The sequence below is a fragment of the Halobiforma lacisalsi AJ5 genome, assembly GCF_000226975.2.
Taxonomy (GTDB): Archaea; Halobacteriota; Halobacteria; order Halobacteriales; family Natrialbaceae; genus Natronobacterium; species Natronobacterium lacisalsi.
Map to the genome: position 1 here is coordinate 2,748,766 of NZ_CP019285.1, position 19,493 is coordinate 2,768,258.

18 protein-coding genes are annotated in these 19,493 nt (G+C 66.3%); 6 read left to right on the forward strand and 12 right to left on the reverse strand.

What is annotated here, in order from left to right; genetic code table 11:
* Positions 1-336 precede the first annotated feature (336 nt).
* Together CHINAEXTREME_RS13295 and CHINAEXTREME_RS13300 are read right to left on the reverse strand one after the other, a co-directional pair.
* Positions 337-1,200 carry a 2-oxoacid:ferredoxin oxidoreductase subunit beta gene (locus CHINAEXTREME_RS13295; RefSeq protein ID WP_007141844.1) on the reverse strand — a complete coding sequence of 288 codons (864 nt, stop codon included), beginning with the start codon at positions 1,198-1,200 and terminating at the stop codon, positions 337-339.
* Positions 1,200-2,942: a 2-oxoacid:acceptor oxidoreductase subunit alpha gene (locus CHINAEXTREME_RS13300; protein ID WP_007141845.1), complete on the reverse strand. Its 1,743-nt coding sequence runs from the start codon at positions 2,940-2,942 to the stop codon at positions 1,200-1,202. The genes CHINAEXTREME_RS13295 and CHINAEXTREME_RS13300 overlap by 1 nt, the downstream gene beginning before the upstream one ends.
* A 152-nt stretch (positions 2,943-3,094) precedes the next feature.
* Between CHINAEXTREME_RS13300 and CHINAEXTREME_RS13305 the strand changes: the two genes are divergently transcribed.
* Positions 3,095-3,751 carry an FAD-dependent oxidoreductase gene (locus tag CHINAEXTREME_RS13305; protein ID WP_007141846.1) on the forward strand — a complete coding sequence of 219 codons (657 nt, stop codon included), beginning with the start codon at positions 3,095-3,097 and terminating at the stop codon, positions 3,749-3,751.
* Between the two features lies 1 nt (position 3,752).
* On the opposite strand, the gene CHINAEXTREME_RS13310 is transcribed toward CHINAEXTREME_RS13305, so the two are convergent.
* Positions 3,753-3,992: an FmdB family zinc ribbon protein gene (locus tag CHINAEXTREME_RS13310; RefSeq protein WP_007141847.1), complete on the reverse strand. Its 240-nt coding sequence runs from the start codon at positions 3,990-3,992 to the stop codon at positions 3,753-3,755.
* 159 nt (positions 3,993-4,151) lie between these two features.
* Between CHINAEXTREME_RS13310 and CHINAEXTREME_RS13315 the strand changes: the two genes are divergently transcribed.
* Positions 4,152-4,346 (forward strand): cold-shock protein, encoded by a 195-nt coding sequence (locus CHINAEXTREME_RS13315; protein WP_007141848.1) that lies wholly within the window; start codon positions 4,152-4,154, stop codon positions 4,344-4,346.
* Positions 4,347-4,461: 115 nt separating this feature from the next.
* On the opposite strand, the gene mce is transcribed toward CHINAEXTREME_RS13315, so the two are convergent.
* Complete coding sequence (gene mce, locus CHINAEXTREME_RS13320) at positions 4,462-4,851, reverse strand: methylmalonyl-CoA epimerase (protein WP_007141849.1); 390 nt, start codon at positions 4,849-4,851, stop codon at positions 4,462-4,464.
* A 162-nt stretch (positions 4,852-5,013) separates the two neighbouring features.
* Here mce and CHINAEXTREME_RS13325 point away from each other — a divergent pair, with 162 nt between their 5' ends.
* On the forward strand, positions 5,014-5,328 hold the full coding sequence (locus tag CHINAEXTREME_RS13325; RefSeq protein WP_007141850.1) for a YbjQ family protein: 315 nt from the start codon (positions 5,014-5,016) through the stop codon (positions 5,326-5,328).
* 32 nt (positions 5,329-5,360) lie between these two features.
* On the opposite strand, the gene CHINAEXTREME_RS13330 is transcribed toward CHINAEXTREME_RS13325, so the two are convergent.
* From CHINAEXTREME_RS13330 to CHINAEXTREME_RS13340, 3 genes are all read right to left on the reverse strand, one after another.
* Positions 5,361-6,194, reverse strand: coding sequence for an aldo/keto reductase (locus tag CHINAEXTREME_RS13330; RefSeq protein ID WP_007141851.1), 834 nt, complete (start codon positions 6,192-6,194; stop codon positions 5,361-5,363).
* Positions 6,195-6,299: 105 nt separating this feature from the next.
* A complete protein-coding gene (locus tag CHINAEXTREME_RS13335; protein WP_007141852.1) occupies positions 6,300-7,985 on the reverse strand; it encodes an acyl-CoA mutase large subunit family protein in 1,686 nt (561 codons plus the stop codon).
* Between the two features lie 217 nt (positions 7,986-8,202).
* Complete coding sequence (locus tag CHINAEXTREME_RS13340; protein ID WP_007141853.1) at positions 8,203-8,799, reverse strand: GNAT family N-acetyltransferase; 597 nt, start codon at positions 8,797-8,799, stop codon at positions 8,203-8,205.
* A gap of 227 nt (positions 8,800-9,026) precedes the next feature.
* Here CHINAEXTREME_RS13340 and CHINAEXTREME_RS13345 point away from each other — a divergent pair, with 227 nt between their 5' ends.
* Complete coding sequence (locus tag CHINAEXTREME_RS13345) at positions 9,027-10,988, forward strand: S9 family peptidase (protein ID WP_007141854.1); 1,962 nt, start codon at positions 9,027-9,029, stop codon at positions 10,986-10,988.
* 112 nt (positions 10,989-11,100) lie between these two features.
* A complete protein-coding gene (locus tag CHINAEXTREME_RS13350; protein WP_007141855.1) occupies positions 11,101-12,774 on the forward strand; it encodes an aldehyde ferredoxin oxidoreductase C-terminal domain-containing protein in 1,674 nt (557 codons plus the stop codon).
* A gap of 9 nt (positions 12,775-12,783) precedes the next feature.
* Here CHINAEXTREME_RS13350 and CHINAEXTREME_RS13355 read toward each other — a convergent pair whose 3' ends face one another.
* From CHINAEXTREME_RS13355 to CHINAEXTREME_RS13365, 3 genes are all read right to left on the reverse strand, one after another.
* Positions 12,784-13,083, reverse strand: coding sequence for a MoaD/ThiS family protein (locus CHINAEXTREME_RS13355; RefSeq protein WP_007141856.1), 300 nt, complete (start codon positions 13,081-13,083; stop codon positions 12,784-12,786).
* A gap of 78 nt (positions 13,084-13,161) precedes the next feature.
* Positions 13,162-14,034 carry an alpha/beta fold hydrolase gene (locus CHINAEXTREME_RS13360; RefSeq protein ID WP_007141857.1) on the reverse strand — a complete coding sequence of 291 codons (873 nt, stop codon included), beginning with the start codon at positions 14,032-14,034 and terminating at the stop codon, positions 13,162-13,164.
* A gap of 4 nt (positions 14,035-14,038) precedes the next feature.
* The gene (locus CHINAEXTREME_RS13365; protein WP_007141858.1) at positions 14,039-14,557 is read right to left on the reverse strand and encodes a YciE/YciF ferroxidase family protein; all 519 of its coding nucleotides are present in this window, start codon (positions 14,555-14,557) and stop codon (positions 14,039-14,041) included.
* A gap of 126 nt (positions 14,558-14,683) precedes the next feature.
* Between CHINAEXTREME_RS13365 and CHINAEXTREME_RS13370 the strand changes: the two genes are divergently transcribed.
* Positions 14,684-16,228 (forward strand): FAD-dependent oxidoreductase, encoded by a 1,545-nt coding sequence (locus CHINAEXTREME_RS13370; RefSeq protein WP_007141859.1) that lies wholly within the window; start codon positions 14,684-14,686, stop codon positions 16,226-16,228.
* Here CHINAEXTREME_RS13370 and CHINAEXTREME_RS13375 read toward each other — a convergent pair whose 3' ends face one another.
* Together CHINAEXTREME_RS13375 and CHINAEXTREME_RS13380 are read right to left on the reverse strand one after the other, a co-directional pair.
* Positions 16,229-16,912 (reverse strand): FKBP-type peptidyl-prolyl cis-trans isomerase, encoded by a 684-nt coding sequence (locus CHINAEXTREME_RS13375; protein ID WP_007141860.1) that lies wholly within the window; start codon positions 16,910-16,912, stop codon positions 16,229-16,231.
* On the reverse strand, positions 16,909-19,491 hold the full coding sequence (locus CHINAEXTREME_RS13380; protein WP_007141861.1) for an arsenate reductase (azurin) large subunit: 2,583 nt from the start codon (positions 19,489-19,491) through the stop codon (positions 16,909-16,911). Before CHINAEXTREME_RS13380 ends, CHINAEXTREME_RS13375 begins: the two co-directional genes overlap by 4 nt.
* Positions 19,492-19,493 lie beyond the last annotated feature (2 nt).

The following is a 19,493-nucleotide window of genomic DNA, read 5'->3' on the forward strand; positions in this document are numbered from 1 at the left end:
CGGCTGGTTACACACCTGATGACCGATCGTGTACTCCTATATGGGTTCAAGCGACCCCAAGAACATGATGTCTGTTCCGTTATAAAGTCAAAATACATTTGTTTGTAACCCATCCAAATAAATTGCTGTTTTATATTCGCATTACAGACTGTATCAGACTACGTTCGACAAATACCGCATCATCCAACTAGAAGGGGGATAAGAGACCGAGTATCGAATTGCAGAGTAATCGGCTCTCGGGTCGTCAGGACGTGTGCTGGTCGAACGAGAAGACGAGATGAGACGAGGCGAGGCGAGACGAGACGAGACGAAATCGACTCGAGAGTGCTGAAGACCTCAGTAGAATTCGCGGACGAGGTCCATCGCGTCCTCGGGCGCGCCGTCCGGAATCTCGGACATGTCCTCGGTGACGCCGTGTTTCTCGTGGTACGGGACGGAGTTTTCGTCCTGGTACATCACGCCCTGATATTCCTTGTCGCTGTCGAGGATAACTTCCTTGGCGGCCTCGTAGTCGGTCGGATCGTGGCCCTCTTCCTCGAGGTCGACGAGGTTGTCGCGGAAGTAGTCGTAGGTGTCGACGTCGTTGAACGTGACACAGGGGCTGAAGACGTTGACGAAGCCGAAGCCGTCGTGCTCGATCGCTTCCTGCACGATCTCCTGGTGGCGCAGGGCGTCGGAAGCGAAGGACTGGGCGATGAAGGAGGCACCCGAAGCGAGCGCCAGCGCGAGCGGGTTGACCGGGGGCTGCTTCGGCCCTTCGGGGGTCGTCGAGGTCTCGAAGTCCGACCGCGAGGTCGGCGAGGCCTGGCCCTTCGTCAGCCCGTAGATGCGGTTGTCCATGACGACGTAGGACATGTCGACGTTGCGTCGGACGGCGTGGACGAAGTGACCGGCACCGATCGAGTAGCCGTCACCGTCGCCACCGGCGACCATGACCTCGATGTCGGGGCGGGCCATCTTGACGCCGGTCCCGACCGGCAGGGCGCGACCGTGGACCCCGTGCAGCGCGTAGCTGTGCATGTAGGTCCCAATCTTGCCCGAACAGCCGATCCCGGCCACCACGAAGGTGTTGTCGGGATCGTTGCCGGTTTCGGCGAGGGCTTTCATCATGCCGTTCATCGTCCCGAAGTCGCCGCATCCGGGACACCAGGTCGGCTGCTTGTCGGATTTGAAGTCTGTGAATCGGACGTCGGAGCTCATTATGCTGGCACCTCCGCGGAGAGTTGTTCGGAAATCTCTTCGGCGAGTTCGTCCGCCTTGAAGCGGACGCCGGTGTACTTGTTAATGCGTTTCACACGTGTAAGTGCGTCGTGTTCGAGGAGGTCGGCGAACTGCCCGGTCGCGTTCGCCTCGACGACGATCACCTCGTCGGCGGCCTCGATCTCCTCGGTCAGGTCCGGCCGTGGGAAGATGTACGGCACGGAGATGACGTGGACGTCCTCCTCGAGGTAGTCGAGCGCCTCGGCGAGCGCGCCCTCGTTGGAGCCCCACGAGATGACGAGGTTGTCGGCGTCTTCGTCGCCGAACTCGCGATAGTCCCAGTCCTCCCGCTCCTGAGCGGTCTCGACTTTCCGGTAGCGCTTGTCGACCTGCTGGACGCGTTCGTCCTGGTCCTCGGTCCGACGGCCGAGTTCGTCGTGCTCGAGGCCGGTGCTCATGTGAGCGCCCTCCTCGGTGCCGGGGATGGCACGCGGGCTGATGCCGTCCTCGGTGACGGCGTGGGCGCGGAACCGGCCCTGGGCGTCGAGCCACTCGTCGACCTCGTCGTCGTCGACGAGTTTGCCCCGATCGATCTCGACTTCGTCCATATCGAAGGCCTCGGGCGGGAACGTCTGTTCGGTGACCGACATCGCGAGATCCGAGACGAGGAAGACCGGCGTCTGGTACTTCTCGGCGAGGTTGAACGCCTCGACCGTCTTCCAGAAGCACTCGGTGATCGAGGTCGGCGCGACGACGAACCGCGGGATCTCGCCGTGGCCGCCGTACAGCGCCATGTTGAGGTCTCCCTGTTCCTGTTTCGTCGGCATCCCGGTCGAGGGACCGGAGCGCTGGACGTCGGCGATGACCAGCGGCGTCTCGCTCTGGGCGACGAGCCCGAACGTCTCGGTCATGAGGTCGATCCCGGCACCCGACGTCGCGGTCATCGACCGGGCACCGCCACGGGCGGCACCCAGCGCCATGTTGATCGCCGACAGTTCGTCCTCGGCCTGGACGACGTGGCCGCCGTAGTCCTCGATACGCCCGGTCAGGTACTCCATGATCGACGTCGCGGGCGTGATCGGGTAGCCGGCGTAGAACCGACAGCCGGCGGCGAGCGCACCCATCCCGATCGCTTCGTTCCCGTTCAGGAGGACGTAGTCGTTGTCCGTCGTCTCGAGGTCGTAGCCGAGGTCGACGTCGTAGTTCTCGCGGACGTACTCCTGGCCCTTGCGGGCGGCTTCCTTGTTGTTCTCGACGATCTTGGAGCCTTTGCCGCCGAAGCGCTTCTCGAGGGCTTCGTCGAGGTACTCGACGTCGAAGCCGGTGATCTCGCAGGCTGCACCGAGCGCGACGGTGTTGCGCATGATCGCGCCGCCGGCCTCCTCCGCGATGGATTTCAGCGGGACGTCGACGCCCGTCACTTCATCGGGGATCTCGGCCTCCCAGGAGCGTTCGCCGTCGTAGATGACGGCGCTGCCCTCGTGTAGTTCGTCGACGTTTTCGTCGATCGTACGCTGGGTAAGCGCGACGAGAATGTCGAGGCGGTCAACGACGCTTTGAACCTGATCGACCGACGTCCGAATCTTGTAGGCCGTGTACCCGCCACGGATTCGAGACGCGAAGTCTTTCGAGGTGAACACGTGCCGTCCAGCGCGGGAAAGCGCCTGGGCGAAGATTTTGCCAGTGGAGTCGATACCGTCCCCGGCCTCGCCTCCGATCGCCCAGTTGAGGTCCTCAACCATGTTATCGAGAGGCTTGCCTCCAGCCGCTAAAAAGGCTTCTGAAAGCCTATCCCCCCAGTACCCGGTACTCGCGGCCGAGTCAAACTTCACGTCCCGAAGCGGATTCAACGTAGAACGGAACGCCTTTTCAGTTCCCCGGCCAACCGATCGACATGGAGATAGCCGGAACGCCAGTTACCGTCGAATCCGTACGCGAGGTCGGATCGGACACCGTGGCCCTCGAACTCGAGACGCCCGACGAGTTCGACGCCCTCCCGGGACAGTTCGTGCTGCTGCGAGCGGCCCCGAACGGCGACGACGAAGACGACGTTCTGGAGCGCCACTACACGCTCTCGTCACCCTCGGTCGAGGAGACCTTCGAACTCACCGTCGGCGTCGACCCCGAGGGCGACCTCTCGCCCTGGCTCGCCGACCTCGAGGGCGGCGAGACGGTTCACATCGACGGCCCCTACGGGACGATCACCTACGAACGCGATCAGGACGTCGTCGCCGTCGCCGGCGGTCCGGGCGTCGGTCCCGCGGTCTCGATCGCGGAGGCGGCCCACGAGGCGGGCCACGACGCGGTCGTCCTCTACCAGGACGACGAACCCGCCCACCGGGAGCGACTCGAGGCCCTCGAGGCGGATGGCGCGACGGTCCGCGTCGTCGACGGCGACGCGGACGACGAACTGGCCGCGGCGATCGAGCGCCACCACGAGACCGGACAGCTCTACGCCTTCGGCTTCGAAGGGTTCGTCACGTTCGTCGCGGACGCGATCGAGGACGCGGGCGGCGATCCGGACGAAGCGCTGATCGAGAACTTCGGGTAGCTTACTCTCCGTCGAAGACGACGGCTTTCGCGCCGCAGTTCGGACATGCCTCCCGATCGTCGCGGAACTCGGCGTCGCACTCGAGACAGCGGTACTCCGAGTCGGAGTCGGCCTCGGCGTCGGTTTCCCTCTCGCTTTCGTTCTCACCGTCCTCATCACTCCCGGTCGCCTCGTTCCGCGCTGCCTCGGCTTCCTGTTTGAACCGTTCGACTTTCTCGCCGAGGCTCTCGAACAGACTCATACTGCCCCCGTGGGCGCGAAGCGCCAAAGGGTTTGGTACGCGCTCCACCGGACTCGTCGGGTCAAGCGGCTCGAGCGAGGGAGCCGCCAACGCGTCGAGCCTCGTGTGCACTCGACTCACGGAACCCTTATCCGCGGGTGTCCCCTCCCTTTAGAAGCAATGGCGAAAGGTAACGTTGATTTCTTCAACGACACAGGCGGCTACGGTTTCATTTCGACGGACGACGCGGACGACGACGTATTCTTCCACATGGAAGACGTTGGCGGCCCGGACCTCGAAGAGGGAACGGACGTCGAGTTTAGCATCGAACAGGCCCCCAAGGGCCCCCGGGCGACCAACGTCACCCGACTGTAACTCGGACTCGAGTAGTTTCGGTTTCGAGTAGTTTTCTTATTTGATACCGCGACAGGTAGCGACGACTCCCGACAGCGACGAGTACACGTACTCCAGCAGTGGCGATACGTCGTGTTCAGTGTTCGACGAGTTCCAGCAGGATTCCGCCCGTATCCTTCGGATGGAGGAACGCCACCGTGTGCCCCCACGCGCCCGAGCGCGGTTCCTCGTCGATGAGCGATACCCCGTGTTCCCGGGCCGTCTCGAGCCCCGCTTCGATGTCGTCGGTCGCGAGCGCGAGGTGGTGGATCCCCGACCCGTTCTCCTCGAGGTATCGCGAGATCGTTCCTTCGGTGATCGGTTCGAGCAGTTCGAAGTAGCCGTCGCCGTCGCCACACTCGAGGAAGACGACGCGCATGCCGTCGAACACCTCCTCGTGGACCGTCTCGAGGCCGAACAGGTCGCCGTACAGCTCCGCGAGCGCGGCGGCGTCGTCGGTCGCGATGCCCGCGTGGTCGAAGTGCATGGTCGACCATTCGAAGATGGATCCTAAATACGATGGGGTCGCTCACGACGCGATGGGTTACGGGTTACTCGAGAGTTCCGTGTGCGTACTCGTCTCGGGCGCGTTCTCCAGCCGAGAAACCGCGCGGAACGTATATCGTTTCTCCTCCCGAAAAACCGGACAATGTACATTACCAACACCGAAACCGTCCCCGATGGCGAAATCGTCGAAGTGCTCGGTATCGCTCGGGGCAATACGGTCGAGGCGAGAAACGTCGGCCGGGACATCACCCAGGGGCTGCGCAATGTCCTCGGGGGAGAACTCAAGGGCTACTCCGAACTCCTCTCGAAGGCCCGCGACGAGGCGATCGTCCGCATGGAGGACGACGCCGAGCGGATGGACGCCGACGCCGTGGTCAACGTCCGCCTCGAGACCTCACAGATCACCGACGGGGGCTCCGAAGTGATGGCCTACGGGACCGCAGTTCGGCTCCGATAACCGATAGCCGATCGCGTCGGCCCCGTCGGGAGTCACCGCAGGCCGAGCGTCGCCGCCAGCCGCTCCCAGGCGTCGTCCTCGAGGTCGGCGACGGCCGCCATCTCATCCGCGGTGAGTTCGAAGTCGAATACCTCGGCGTTGGCCTCGATGTGTGCGGGGCTTGCGGCCTTCGGGATCGCCGCGACTGGGGGTTGCTGGTTCAGCCAGCGCAACGCGACCTGGGCCGCGGACTTGTCGTACCGCTCGCCGATCTCCGCGAGCCGATCGTCCCCCGGGACGGCACCCTCCGCGAGCGGGCTGTAGGCCGTCAGGCAGACGTCGTGTTCGGCACAGTACTCGAGCAGGTCCGCCTGGCCGTGATAGGGGTGGTACTTCACCTGGTTGGTCACGATCGGCGTCTCCGAGAGCTCCCGGGCACGGTCCAGGCCGCCCACGGTGAAGTTGCTGACGCCGATGTGATCGACGACGCCCTCCGACTGGAGGTCGTTCATCGCGCCCAGGGTCTCCGTGAGCGGGACGCGGTCGCTCGGTGCGTGCAACAGGAGGAGATCGACGGTCGCCAGCCCGAGCCGATCGAGGCTGGCTCGCGTCGTCGCGAGGACCTCCTCGCGGGCCGCGTTGTCCGGGTGGACCTTGGTGACGACGAAGACCTCCTCGCGATCGACGTCGCTGCCGGCGATCGCGTCGCCGACGGCCGCCTCGTTGTCGTACATCTGGGCAGTGTCGACGTGACGGTAGCCGACCTCGAGGGCGGTCTCGACGGCCCGGCGACACTCTTCGCCCGTCATCCGCGCAGTGCCGAATCCCAGTGCCGGAATCTCGGCCCCGCCGGCCGAAACGGTCGCAGTCGAGAGGGGCATGTCCATACGCCTCGAGAGCACGGCTCGCGTATTCAAAGCTCGGCCGGGATCGAGGGATCGAAAACCGAACCGAACCGAACCGAACCGGATCGACGGAACGGAACCCGCCGTTCAGAGCGCGCTGCCCGGCTGGTACTCGCCGAACTCGTCGCGCATGACGTTACAGATCTCGCCGACCGTCGCGTACGCCTTCACCGCATCGATGATATAGGGCATCAGGTTGTCGTCGCCACGCGCCGCGTCCCGCAGCGCCTCGAGGGTCGCGTCGACCTCTTCGGTGTCCCGCTCCGCGCGGACGGACTCGAGATGGTCGATCTGTCGCTGTTCGTCTTCCTCGGTGACCTCTTCGACGTCCATCTCGGGCTCTTCGTCTTCGATCTCGAACTCGTTGACGCCGACGATGACCCGCTCTTTCTCCTCGATCTCCCTCTGACGGTCGAATGCGGTGTCCTGGATCTGGCGCTGGACCCACTGTTGCTCGACGGCCTCGAGCATGCCGCCACGGTCCTCGACCTCGTCCAAGATCTCGTGGGCCTCTTCCTCGACCTCGTCGGTCAGGGACTCGACGTAGTAGCTGCCCGCGAGCGGGTCGATGGTGTCGGCCGCGCCGGACTCGTGGGCGAGGATCTGCTGGGTCCGCAGGGCCGTTCGCACGGACTCCTCGGTCGGCAGGGAGAGGGCCTCGTCCTTGCCGTTGGTGTGCAGGCTCTGGGTGCCGCCCAGCACGGCGGCCAGGGCCTGGTACGCCACCCGGACGACGTTGTTCTCGATCTGCTGGGCGGTCAGCATCGAGCCGGCGGTCTGAGTGTGGAACTTGAGCTGCTTCGATTTGGGATCGTCCGCGTCGAACCGCTCGTCCATGATATCGTGCCACATCCGGCGGGCGGCGCGGAACTTGGCGACTTCTTCGAAGATGTTGTTGTGGCCGTTGAAGAAGAAAGACAGTTGTGGGGCGAACTCGTCGACGTCCAGTCCCGCGTCCAGGGCGGCTTCGACGTACTCGATGCCGTTGCCGAGCGTGAAGGCCAGTTCCTGGGCTGCTGTCGAGCCGGCTTCACGGATGTGATACCCCGAGATGGAGATGGTGTTGAACTTCGGCGTCTCCGCCGCGCAGAACTCGAAGATATCCGTGATGATCCGCATCGAGGGTTCGGGCGGGTAGATGTAGGTGTTCCGGGCGATGTACTCCTTGAGGAGGTCGTTCTGGATCGTCCCGCGCAGCTCCTCGCGGTCGACGCCCTGCTTGTCGCCGACGGCGATGTACATCGCCAGCAGGACGGAGGCGGGCGCGTTGATCGTCATCGACGTCGAGACCTCGTCCAGCGGGATGCCGTCGAAGACGGTCTCCATGTCGTCGAGCGAGTCGATCGCGACGCCGGCTTTCCCCACCTCGCCCGCGGCCATCTCGTCGTCGGAGTCGTACCCCATCTGGGTCGGTAGGTCGAAGGCCATCGAGAGCCCGGTCTGGCCCTGGTCGAGCAAGTAGTGGTACCGCTCGTTGGTGTCCTCGGGCGTCGAGAAGCCTGCGTACTGGCGCATCGTCCACAGCCGACCGCGATACCCCGTCGAGTAGACCCCCCGCGTGTACGGCGGCTCGCCCGGGTTCCCCAGGTCCTCCTCGTAGTCGAGATCTGCGACGTCGTCGGGCGTGTAGAGACGGTCGACCTCCTGCCCGCCCGTATCCGTCGTGAACGTTTCCTTGCGCTCCCCGAAGCGCTCGAGGACCGGCTCGACTTCCTCCTCGTGCCACTCCTCCTTGCTGGCACGGATCTCCTCGAGTTCGTCGGAATCGAACATTATGATTACCGAAGAGGCGAGGTGGCTTCAAGGTTGATGTACGTACCAGGTTTGCCCGGCCTCGAGCGCCCGCGACCGCAGGTCCGTCGGATGCCACGTCGGATGCCGCAGTCTGCGAGCCGAGACAGCGGCCGCTGATCGGGACGGACGAGCGAGGACACGGTAGCGAAGAGGAGAGAGCGAATCCGATCCGACGCTACGGTCGCCGCCGACGCGGCTACCGACCCGTATCGTACTTGTACGTCGCCGAATCGGCGTCGATTCCGAAGTCCTCGGCCGACTCCTCGTTCGAGACCTCGTCGCGGCCCTCGGGCGCGTGCTTGAACGCCTCGCGGAGGCGCTCGGGCATCCGGAACCGATCGACGTCGATCGCGTGTGGCACCGCGTCCGGATCCACGCCCTCGCGTTTGTCCGACAGCCGCTCCCGGAGCGGGGCCGGCAGGGACGACTCCTCGATCCGGCGGAAGCCGAACTGCGCGAGGTAACTCCCCTCGCTCGTGAGCGCGTAGACGGTGTCGAACCCGTCGTCACCGGCGTACTCGATCAGCCGTTCGACGACGTGGGCGCCGACGCCCTGACCGCGCCAGCCCTCGAGGACGCCGATGCTCGTGAGTTCGCAGACTTCGTCCCGGTCGTCATCGTCGTCCTCGACCTTGTGGATGCGGATCCGGCCGAAGCCGGCCTTCTCGCCCGACTTCTCGTCGATAGCGATGACGTAGTCCCGGGACCGGAACGCCGTCTCGTCGAGGCCCATCTCCTCGATGTGATCGAGCAGCCAGACTTCCTCCCTGTTTTTCGCGTCCCGGACGTACATGGTTCGACATAGGAGCCGTGCGGTCAAAAGGATTTGTGGGATCTCGGCGTCGTCTCGGGGTTTCCGGCCCCTCCCCCGTTCTCGAGCGAGGTCGGTGCGGTAGTCGGCTGCGGTCGCAGGTGATCGCCGGACGGCCGACCGTAACGCCTCGGCACCCGTCTTCGATCGGGTGCATCGTCGTTCGCCGATGCTCGAAACTTTACGTGCGTTCGGCGAGAGCCGACGGTATGGTCGATTCAGTCGACGATCCGCTCGAGGAGCTCGCGAACCTCCCGACCGTTGCCCACCCGGTCGTTTCGCCCGACGGCGACGAGGTCGCTCTCTACTACGACATCACGGGACGCAACGAACTCCACGTCATCGACGCCGAGAGCGGCGACCTCGAGCAGTGGTCGGACGGCGAGGTCCCCCGGAACGCCCGCTGGTATCTGAAGTGGGACCCGAACGGCGACCGCGTCTACTTCCACCGCGACGAGGGCGGCGACGAGCAGAACGACGTCTACGCCCTTTCGCGGGACAGCGAGGTGGAAACGATCCTCGAGATGGACGGGCAGGTCACCCTCCACGACGTCAGCGAGGACGGCGAAGCGCTGCTCGTCGGTTCGAACCGGGACGGGCAGATGAACGTCTACCGACACGACCTCGCGGACGGCGAGACGACGAAGCTCACGGATTACGAGCGGGCAGTCTGGGGCTCGTCGTTCTCGCCGTCGGGCGACCGGATCGCGTACTCGACGAACGAGACCGACGACTTCGACAACCGGGACGTCTACGTCGCGAACGCCGACGGCTCCGATCCCGGAAACCTCGAGATCGGCGACGTGGGCGCGGAATCGATGCCGGTCGACTGGGGGCCCGACGGCGACCGGCTGCTCGTCTCCGACAACACGCCGGATCTCGGCCGGGTCGGAGTGTACGACCTCGCCGACGACGAAGCCGTCTGGTTCGGCGGCGACGAGTACGAGGAGACGCCGATCACGTTCCTGCCCGACGGCGAGCGCGTCCTCGCGTTGCGCACCCGGGACGCCGTCACGGTCCCGGTCGTCTACGACCTCGAGAGCGGCGAGGGTCGCGAACTCGACGTTCCGGAGGGCGTGACGTCGTTCGGCCGCATCGGCCCGAACGACGTCTGTCTGGACGACGACCGACTGTTGCTCATGCACACGACGCCGACGAAACGGCCCGAGTTACTGGTCTACGACCTCGAGGAAGATGACCACGAGACGCTGCTCGAGGCCGAATACGGCCCCTTCGACCGCGACGACTTCGCCGACGCCGAGTACTTCACCGTCGACTCGGACGGCGTTCCCGAGACGCCCGCGGAGGCGGTCGATCACGACCCCTCCGAGGAACTCGAGATCGGTTGCCTGCTGTACGATTCGGGCGAGCGTCCGTCGCCGTCGTCGGAGCGCAGTTCCGACGAGGATCGCGACCGTTCCGGTTCCGGTCGCTCACCGCTGGTCGTCATGCCCCACGGCGGACCCCGGGGTCGCGACGACAAGTCCTTCAACCTCTACGTGCAGGTGCTCGCCGCGCAGGGGTACTCGGTCCTGCAGGTCAACTACCGTGGCTCGACCGGGCGCGGCCGCGAGTTCGTCGAGCGACTCATCGAGGACTGGGGCGGCGCCGAACAGGGCGACGTCGCCACCGCGGTCGAACACGTCCTCGAGACACGCGACTGGGTCGACGAGGACCGGGTCGCCGTCTTCGGCGGCTCCTACGGCGGCTACTCCGCCTACTGGCAGCTCGTCCAGTACCCGGAACTCTACGATGCCGGCATCGCCTGGATCGGGCTGACGGACCTCGAGGAACAGTACGAGACGACGATGCCCCACTACCGCGTCGAACTGATGGAGAAGTACCTCGGGACCCCCGATGAGAACCCCGACCTCTACGAGGAACGGTCGCCGATCACCCACGCCGAGAACCTCTCGGCCCCACTGCTGATGGTCCACGGGATCAACGACAGCCGCGTCCCCGTCTCGCAGGCGCGGCTGTTCCGCGACCGACTCGAGGAACTGGGGTACGAGGGCGGCGAGGACGGCGACTTCGAGTACGAGGAGTTGGGCGAGGAGGGCCACGCCTCCACCGACCAGGAGCAGAAACTGCGCACCTTCCGGCTGCTCTCGGACTTCCTCGAGCGACGGATCGGCGGCGAGGTCGTCGCGGTGGACGCGGACGACGACTGATACTGACGGGTCACTGACGCAACCGCGCGGCCCGTCGCGGGTGCGCCGGAACCGACCGGCCGCTTGGCCGGCAGCCGATGTATTAAGGGATCGCACGTCCCACCCACCCAGTATGCTTCACGCCGCTGGGCCACTGCTCACCGTCGACGTCGGTGAGCGGACCGCGACCGAGACCGAGATCGAGGACCTGCTCGAGAACTACGTCGGGGGCCGCGCCCTCGCGACGGCGCTCGCCCACGACCGTATCCCGTTCGACGCCGACCCGTTCGGCCCGGAGAACCGGGCGTACCTCTCGACGGGGCCGCTCCAGCAGTCGGCGATGTCGTTTACCGGGCGGATGAACATGACCGGCCTCTCGCCGCTGACCGACGGGCTGGTCTCGACGAACGCCGGCGGCTACCTCTCGCGGAACTTCGTGGACGCGGGCATCAGCGTCCTCGAGGTCGTCGGCGAGAGCGACGAACTGCTCGCGTTCCACGTCACCGACGACGGAGTGAGCTTCGAGGAGGTACCCGAACTCGAGGAGGCGACGGTACCGGAGACCTCCGACTACGTGGACGAACACCACGATCTGGGCCCCGAACACTGCATCGCGATCGGCCCCGCGGGCGAGAACCTGGTCCGGTTCGCGTCCGTGATGACCTTCGACTCGCGGGCGTTCGGCCGCGGCGGCCTCGGCGCGGTGCTCGGCGCGAAAAACGTCAAGTGCGTCACCTTCGAGGGGGAGGCCGCGCCCGAACTCGAGGTCGAGATCCCGGACCCGCCCGAGTCCGAAATCCACCGGGAGGCGGCGACCTCCGACGACCGGATGCGCCGCCAGGGGACGACCGGCGGCACGGAGTTCATCAACGACAACTTCTCGCTGCCGACGCGGTACTTCCGCGACTACGAGTTCGAGGGCGTCGAGGGGATCGGCGGCAACGCCGTCGAGGAGAAGAAGTACAAGAAGGGCGCGTGCTCGGCCTGTGCCTACGCCTGCAAACTCCCGACGCGCGACGAGGAGACCGGTCTCGAGACCGAGGGACCGGAGTTCGAGACCGTCTACTCGTTCGGCTCGCTGCAGGGGGTCGGTGACGTCGTCGACGTGATGAAGTCGAACGAACTCTGTGACACGCTTGGAATGGACACCATCTCCGCGGGCGTGGCGGTCGCCGCGTACCTCGACAGCGAAGAGGAGTTCGGCAACGCCGACCTCGCCCACGAGGTCACCGAGAAGATCGCCTACCGCGAGGGGATCGGCGATCTGCTCGCGGAGGGCGTCGACCGCTGTCACGACGACCTCGGCGTCGACAACTACACCGTCAAGGGGATGGAGTTCGCCGCCCACGACGGCCGCGTGCTCCACGGCCAGGGACTGTCCTACGCCGTCGCGAACCGCGGCGCGGACCACATGTACGCGAGCATGCTCTCCCTCGAGTACAGCGGCGAACTCGATCCGGAGGGGACGCTCGGCAAGGCCGAGCGGCTCGTCGAGCAGGAGAACTACGCCGCGTTCCGCGACTCGGGCGTCGTCTGTGCCTTCGGGAGCGACTACGTCACCGACGAGCGCCTCGAGACGCTGTTCGACGCCGACTACGACGAGTTGCTCGCGGTCGGCGCGAAGACGGTCACCCTCGAACGGCACTTCAACAACCAGCGCGGCTTCGACCGTGCGGACGACGACCTCCCCTACGAGATCCCGGACCTCGAGGAAGCCGTCGCGGAGTACTACGACGCCCGCGGCTGGATGGCCGACGGGACCGTCCCCGACTCGCGAGCCCCGGAGTCCGCTCCTGCAGACGACTGACCCTCGCCGTCAGCCGCCGTACACCGACGGGATCATCCGGACGACCGACGACGGGTCCAGTTCGGTCTCGAGCCCATCGAGGTGGGTGACGTTGCGCTCGTCGACGGTGACGACGGTGTCGCCGGCGGTCGCGGTTCCGTCGTCCGCGAGCAGTTCCCCCTCGAGGTCGGGGTAGGTCGCCTCGAGGTCCGCGAGGAGGGTTCCGACGGTAACCCGATCGGCGTCCCGGTCGGCCTCGACCTCGTGGTGAACCGTCTTCTCGCCGACGGCGTCGCGGAACGGCCCGAAGAAGACGCACTCGAGTTGCACAGTCCGCGGTTCGACGCGGTCGGTCTTGTAGCCGACGGTCTCGAGTCCGTGGCGATGCCGAGAGGGACCCGTCGCCGACTACCGGCCGCTGTCGGCCTCGAGGACCGGATCTCCTCTCTCCCCCGCGGCCGGCGTCCCATCGAGGAACGCCCGAACCCGCGAGTCGAACGCCGGCTTCCGCTCGTGGAAGGCCCCGTGTTTCGCGCCGGGCCGGAGCTCGAGGTCACCCCGCGGGAGCCGGTCGACCGTCTCGCGGAGGATTTCCGGCGTGAAGTAGGGATCGCGCTCGCCACCGAAGACGAGCGTCGGCTGCTCGAGGTCGGCGAGCCCCCCGCCCGAGTCGAATCCCAGGACGAACTCGAGCGAGCGCCACACGTCCGCGGGCTCGGCGGGTCGCGGGAGGAGGAACCGGCCGATCGTCCGGATCGTCGGCGGATACGCCACGGCCCGGCCGTCGGAGTACATGTCGGCCGCCAGCTTCGAGCGGATCGACGCCCAGTCGTGCTCGCGGGCGTCTCGTTCGAACTCGCGGGCTCTCCCGTGCGCGCTCTCCGCGAGCCGACAGCCGCTGTTGGCGAGCACGAGCCGGTCGACCACTTCGGGGTGGCGGCGGGCGAGCGCCTGGCCGATCAGCCCGCCCATCGAGATGCCGACGACGTCGACGCGCTCGTGGGAGTCGGCGATCGCCTCGAGGGAGCGGGCGTGGCCCTCGGCCGCGTCGGCGGCGTCGTAGCCGGCCGGCAGCCCGCGCGGGCGGCTGACCTGGTAGACGGCGTACTCGTCGAGATACCGGGCGAAGTAGGGGGCGAGCGCCCAGCCGGCGACGGACGGATAGACGCCCGGGAACATCGAGTCCTCGAAGCCGGGCAGGACGACGAGCGCCCGCCGCCCGTCGCCGACGCGGGCGTAGGGGTGTCCGGCCGGCAGAACTCCGCTTTCGGTTCGGAGCACCCGTTCAGGATCCCGGCGTCAGCCGGTCCCACAGCGACTTCATGTCGGAGGCGGTCTTCATCGCGTCGAGTTCGCGGTACGCGGATTTCTCCTCGTCGTAGTTCGACTCGAGGGGCGTACGGACCTCGTCGCTGTAATCGAGCCGGCCCGCCATCGTCGACAGCCCTTCGTAGGCCGTCATCTCGATCCGTTCGGTCATCATCCCCGCGTTCAGGTAGACCATGTTCAGCAGGTCGTCGTCCTCGATGGCGTCCTCGTACTCGCGGCGTTCCTCCTCGAGGGCGTCGAGGACTGGCATGGCGCGGCTCTCGGCGGGCCGGTCGAGCGCGGCGAAGACGTCCTCGAGCCGTTCGACCTGCGTTCGGGTCTCGTCGCGGTGGTCGGCGAACCCGGCGCTGAGCTTGTCGTTGGTCGCGTTGATAGCCATCTCGTCGAGCGCCTCGACGAGTTCCTGTTCGGCGTAATACTGCTGGGCGAGTTTGTGGACGAACAGCTCGTCCAGGCTGTCTACGTTCGCGTTCATGGTTGAATTGCCGGCGGACGGGCCGGTAACCCTATGGCCCGAATACGCAGGCACCGAGTTCGGCCTCGAGAACCTTGCAGGCCCCCGTCTTTTGCCGCCGAGCGTGGAAGGGGGTAGCCGTCCTTCATGTCAGACGCCAGCACGCCCGACGACCGGCGACCCGAATCCCTCTGGCTCGCCACGACGCCGACGACCGACTACGGCCCGTTCGACGGCGGCCTCGAGGTCGACGTCGCCGTCGTCGGCGGCGGCATCACCGGCCTCACCGCCGCGATCGAACTGAAGGAGGCCGGCCGCGACGTGGCCCTCCTCGAATCGGACCGGATCGTCGAGAGCACGACCGGCCACACGACGGCGAAACTTACCTCCCAGCACGGCCTGATCTACGACACGCTCACGTCCCAGTTCGGCGACGAACGGGCGAAGGGGTACGCCGACGCGAACGAGGCCGCGATCGATGCAGTCGAGCGCCGCGTCGAGGAGCACGGCATCGACTGCGACTTCCGGCGGACGGAGGCGTACACCTACGCGGCCTCGAGCGACGACCTCGAGGCGGTCCGCGACGAGGTGGCCGCGGCCCAGGGGGTCGGACTGTCGGCCTCGTACGTCGAGGAGACGCCGTTGCCCTACGACGTCCCGGGCGCGGTCCGGTTCGACGACCAGGCGGAGTTTCATCCCCGGAAGTACCTGCTTGCGATCGCGGAGCGGATCGACGGCGACGGCAGCCACGTCTTCGAGGAGACGCGCGCACTGGACCTCGAGCCCCGCCCTCGCCCCTGCGTCGAGACGAATCGCGGGGAGGTCGTCGCGGACGACGTCGTCGTCGCCACGCACTTCCCGTTCTTCGATCGGGCCGGCTACTTCTCGCGGATGCATCCCCACCGGGCCTACCTGCTGGCCGTCCGGATCGCGGGGACCCCACCCGAAGGGATGTTCTACAGCACCTCGTCGCCCCCCGCGACGATCCGAAGCCAGCCGGTCGCCGAAGGTGACGACGAACTCCTCATCGTCGGCGGCCAGAGCCACAAACCGGGACTCGACGGGCCGCCGACCTCCGAGCGGTACCGCCGCTGCGAGGCGTTCGCCCGCGAGCACTTCGACGTCGAGTCCGTCGAGTACCGCTGGTCGACGATGGACTACTCGCCGGTCGACGAGGTGCCGTTTATCGGTCCCATCGACCCCGTCAGCGAGGGCGTCTACGTCGGCACCGGGTTCAACGGCTGGGGAATGACCGGCGGCACCGCCGCGGGGCTGATCCTCTCGGACCTGATCGTCGACGGCGCGAACCCGTGGGCCGACGTCTTCGACCCCCAGCGCCTGCCCACCTCGAGCGCCGCGAAGAACTTCCTCGAGGAGAACGCGAAGGTCGGCGGGAGCTTCGTCGGCGACCGGATCGAGTCGCTGCTGGCGTCGCTCCGGACGGACCTCGAGGACCTGTCCCCGGGCGAGGCGAGCGTCGTGCGACGCGCGGGCCGGCCGATGGGCGTCTACCGCGACGACGGCGGGACGGTCCACGCCGTGTCGGCGATCTGCCCGCACATGGACTGTCTCGTCCGCTGGAACGACGCCGAACGAACCTGGGACTGTCCGTGTCACGGCTCTCGGTTCACCCACGAGGGAGACGTCCTGTCCGGGCCGGCCCTCGAGGGGTTGCTCTACCGGGAACTGTGATCAGTCCGCGTCGCTTCCGTACGCTTCGATCACCGTCACGGACGCGATTCCGAGGAGCCGTCGCACGTCCTCGAGATACGCCCGCTTTCGGGCATCGCGGTCCGAGGACGGGCTCGAGTCCGGGAGTCGAAGCGTCAGGGCGTCCGCTTCCGGATCGTAGTCGACGGCGGCCTCCCGAAGCCCGTGGGTCGTCGCCAGACCGGCGGCGCGCGTTTCGGTTCCCTCGAGTCGCTCGAGTATCTCGATCTCGTACTCGAGGGTGACGCCCGCCAGCGGGTGGTTGAAGTCGACGGTCACCGTCCCGTCGCCGACGTCCTCGACGACGGCCCGTCTCCCCCCGAGTTGGACGGTCGTTCCCGGCTCGCGGTTTTCGGGAGCCACCGCCTCGGCCTCGAGCGTGACCAGCTCCTCGGGGACGACCGTCCCGAACGCGTCTTCGGGATCGACGGTCACGGCCACCGTCCTTCCCGGGTCGGCGTCGTCGATCGCGGCCTCGACGGGAGCGAACAGGTGGCCTTCGCCGGGAACGACGACGATGGGGCCGGACGCCTCCAACTCGGCGAGATCACTGTCGGCCGCCACGTCCGGATCCGTGGTGTCGATGATCCGACCGCTCCCGGTTCGCGCGACGTAGTCGATCCGGAGGTACTCCCGGTCCGCCATCGGTGTCATCGTGTCCGTCATTCGGGTGCGACGTTCATGGGTTTGAAGCTCATCTCGTCTTTGACTTCGCTCTCGCCGAGTCGCCTGATCTCCCCTTTCCCGTACTTGTAGCCGGGGTTGGGGTTCGCCGGATCGAGGTACGCCGGATTGATGTCGTTGTTGACCTGCTCGGGATACAGCCAGTAGGTGTAGGCAACGCCCTCCGGAACCGGCTGCCCCTGGATCGCGTCGTCCTCGTCGACGACGTAGGCAACTGCGGTGAAACTCCCCTCGGTGTTCTCCCCGCGCAGGTCGAACACGTCGCCGTTGACGACCTCGACGAGGTCGCCGGCTTCGATACCGCGTTCTTCGGCGTCGACGGGGTGTAACTGGAGGACGTTCCGTTTGAACCGCTTCTGGATGTACTCCAGACGCTGGTGGGTGTACATGTTCTGCCACAGGTGCTGGAGACGGCCGTTTGTCACCCAGATCTCGTCGCCCTCCGGGCTGAGCCGGTCGTAGACGTCGCCGATCGTGAGTCCCTCGTCGGGATCGACGACGCGGTCCCAGTCGACGCGCTGGAGGATCGCCTCGCCCGTGCTGGTGTGGAACCGATGGTCCGTCACCTCGCGTTCCCCGTCGGGAGCGTGGACGCGAGGCGTGCCCTGAACCTCGCCGCCCTCCTCGTAGGTCGGCATCTGGACGCCGTCCTCGACGGTCTCCATGTACTCCGCCGGCGTCACGTCGTTTGCCGCGGCGGCGTCGGCGATCCCCTGCAGGGAGTGTTCGCCGCCCGCGCCGGCGTGTTCTTCACAGATCTCGGTAAAGATCTCCCTGGGGCCGTCCCAGTCCATGTCGTCGGCCCCGAGACGCTGGCCCATCAGCGAGAAGATCTCCCAGTCCTCTTTCGCTCCTGCGGGACCGTCCATGAAGCCCTGGTACTGGCGGAACCGTCGTTCACCGTTCCAGCGGTGGTAGTCCCCTCCTTCCCCGGACTCGACCGCTCGCGCCGGCAGGACGATGTCGGCGAACTGCGTCGTCGTATTGGGATACAGTTCCTGATGGGTGAGGACCATCCCGCCGTTCTCGATGCGTTCGCGGAACGCCCGTTCGATCTCGTCGATGTCGGCGGTCTGTGGCTGGGGGCCGCCGGTACGCTCCCGCAACGCGTTGCGCAGGTCCTGGGTCGCGTAGGACTGGCGAGCCGGATCGTTCCCGATGACGTGCCAGTGGCTGATTTCGCCGTTCCTGACGCGCTCGACCGTGTTCGGTGGGATCGTCACGTCGTCGACGTTCTCGCCGTCGAAGGTCTGGGTCGAGCGCTCGGCGATGACGTCCCCTTCGACGCCGGGCGTCCAGAATCCCTCCTGGTGGCCGCCACCGCGAGTAATGCCGGTTCCCGGTCGTCCGAGACTACCGGTGATCAACGCGAGGTTCGCCATCGCACCGGTGTTCTCGTGGGACCAGCCCCAGATGAGCCCCTTCTCGAGCATGAACAGGGTGTTCGTCTCGTCGGCGTCGGGCTGTGCGATGAGTTCGGCAGCCGTGCGGATGTCATCGGCCGGGACGCCGGTCGTCTCGGCGGCGTTCTCGGGGTCGTATCGGGAATCGTCCAGGAGATCGTAGTACTCCTCGGGGGTCATCCCGAACTCCTCCTGGTACCAGCCTTCCTCGTCGATCGTCTCGCGGTCGCTCATCACCCACTCGTCGATGAACTCCTCGTCGTGCCAGCCCTGGTCGACGATGTGACGGGCGATGGCGTTGAGCAGGATCGGGTCCGTCGCCTCGTCGACCTGCAGGTGGATCCCGCCGTTGTTCTCGGCGTAGTTCGCCGTGAACTTCCGGCGGGGATCGATGAAGACGATATCCGGGTCGCCTTGCTCGTCGATCCACTTGCTGAAGATGACGTCCTGGTTTTCCTTGGGATCCGCGCCCGCGATGACCATCGTGTCCGCTTCGGCGGCGTCCTCGTAGGCGTACGACCATTCGGACAGGCCGGCGTTGACCATCCCGGGACACTCCGGGGTGAGTGCCGGCCGGTTGTGGCCGCCCCAGTTGGGCGAGCCGATGACGTCGAAACAGAGCTTCGTCCCGGCGAAGGTGTTTTCGACGAACTGGTAGAAGAACAGCTTCTGGCCGTACCCGTTCGGATCGCTCCCGCCGTCGGTCGCGATCTCGGTGGCACGAGCCCACGCCTCGATGGCGGTCTCCCAGTCGACCGGCACGAGGTCGCCGCCGATCCGGATCTTGGGCTGTTCGAGCCGGTCGTCGTAGTCCTCGTTGTTGGGCGTGTATAGCGACTGTGCCTGTGTCCCCCCTCGAATCGAGTGTGATCCCCCTTCGTTGACCGGATAGTCGTCGTCGGGAACGAACAGGACGTGGTATTCCTGCCCGTCTTCCTTGATGATCTGATGCATGTTGGGCGAGGGCCACTCGCCGTACCCCCCGGGATAGTCGATCTCGAGGGCGTTCTCGTCGGCCGAGGGGCTGCCTTCCTCCCCGACCGGCCATTTGTAGACCTCGTAGCCACAGCCGACGATACAGTACCGGCACGATCGAACGCTCCGCTCCGCGTCCGTCGGCGGAACGGGAACCTCGTTGGTGTTTGGGTTGTCAGCCATCG

Bases quoted from the DNA above. Each gene is read 5' to 3' on its own strand.
- CHINAEXTREME_RS13295 (WP_007141844.1), bottom strand. From the start codon at position 1,200: ATGAGCTCCGACGTCCGATTCACAGACTTCAAATCCGACAAGCAGCCG.
- CHINAEXTREME_RS13300 (WP_007141845.1), bottom strand. From the start codon at position 2,942: ATGGTTGAGGACCTCAACTGGGCGATCGGAGGCGAGGCCGGGGACGGT.
- CHINAEXTREME_RS13305 (WP_007141846.1), top strand. From the start codon at position 3,095: ATGGAGATAGCCGGAACGCCAGTTACCGTCGAATCCGTACGCGAGGTC.
- CHINAEXTREME_RS13310 (WP_007141847.1), bottom strand. From the start codon at position 3,992: ATGAGTCTGTTCGAGAGCCTCGGCGAGAAAGTCGAACGGTTCAAACAG.
- CHINAEXTREME_RS13315 (WP_007141848.1), top strand. From the start codon at position 4,152: ATGGCGAAAGGTAACGTTGATTTCTTCAACGACACAGGCGGCTACGGT.
- mce (WP_007141849.1), bottom strand. From the start codon at position 4,851: ATGCACTTCGACCACGCGGGCATCGCGACCGACGACGCCGCCGCGCTC.
- CHINAEXTREME_RS13325 (WP_007141850.1), top strand. From the start codon at position 5,014: ATGTACATTACCAACACCGAAACCGTCCCCGATGGCGAAATCGTCGAA.
- CHINAEXTREME_RS13330 (WP_007141851.1), bottom strand. From the start codon at position 6,194: ATGGACATGCCCCTCTCGACTGCGACCGTTTCGGCCGGCGGGGCCGAG.
- CHINAEXTREME_RS13335 (WP_007141852.1), bottom strand. From the start codon at position 7,985: ATGTTCGATTCCGACGAACTCGAGGAGATCCGTGCCAGCAAGGAGGAG.
- CHINAEXTREME_RS13340 (WP_007141853.1), bottom strand. From the start codon at position 8,799: ATGTACGTCCGGGACGCGAAAAACAGGGAGGAAGTCTGGCTGCTCGAT.
- CHINAEXTREME_RS13345 (WP_007141854.1), top strand. From the start codon at position 9,027: ATGGTCGATTCAGTCGACGATCCGCTCGAGGAGCTCGCGAACCTCCCG.
- CHINAEXTREME_RS13350 (WP_007141855.1), top strand. From the start codon at position 11,101: ATGCTTCACGCCGCTGGGCCACTGCTCACCGTCGACGTCGGTGAGCGG.
- CHINAEXTREME_RS13365 (WP_007141858.1), bottom strand. From the start codon at position 14,557: ATGAACGCGAACGTAGACAGCCTGGACGAGCTGTTCGTCCACAAACTC.
- CHINAEXTREME_RS13370 (WP_007141859.1), top strand. From the start codon at position 14,684: ATGTCAGACGCCAGCACGCCCGACGACCGGCGACCCGAATCCCTCTGG.
- CHINAEXTREME_RS13375 (WP_007141860.1), bottom strand. From the start codon at position 16,912: ATGACGGACACGATGACACCGATGGCGGACCGGGAGTACCTCCGGATC.
- CHINAEXTREME_RS13380 (WP_007141861.1), bottom strand. From the start codon at position 19,491: ATGGCTGACAACCCAAACACCAACGAGGTTCCCGTTCCGCCGACGGAC.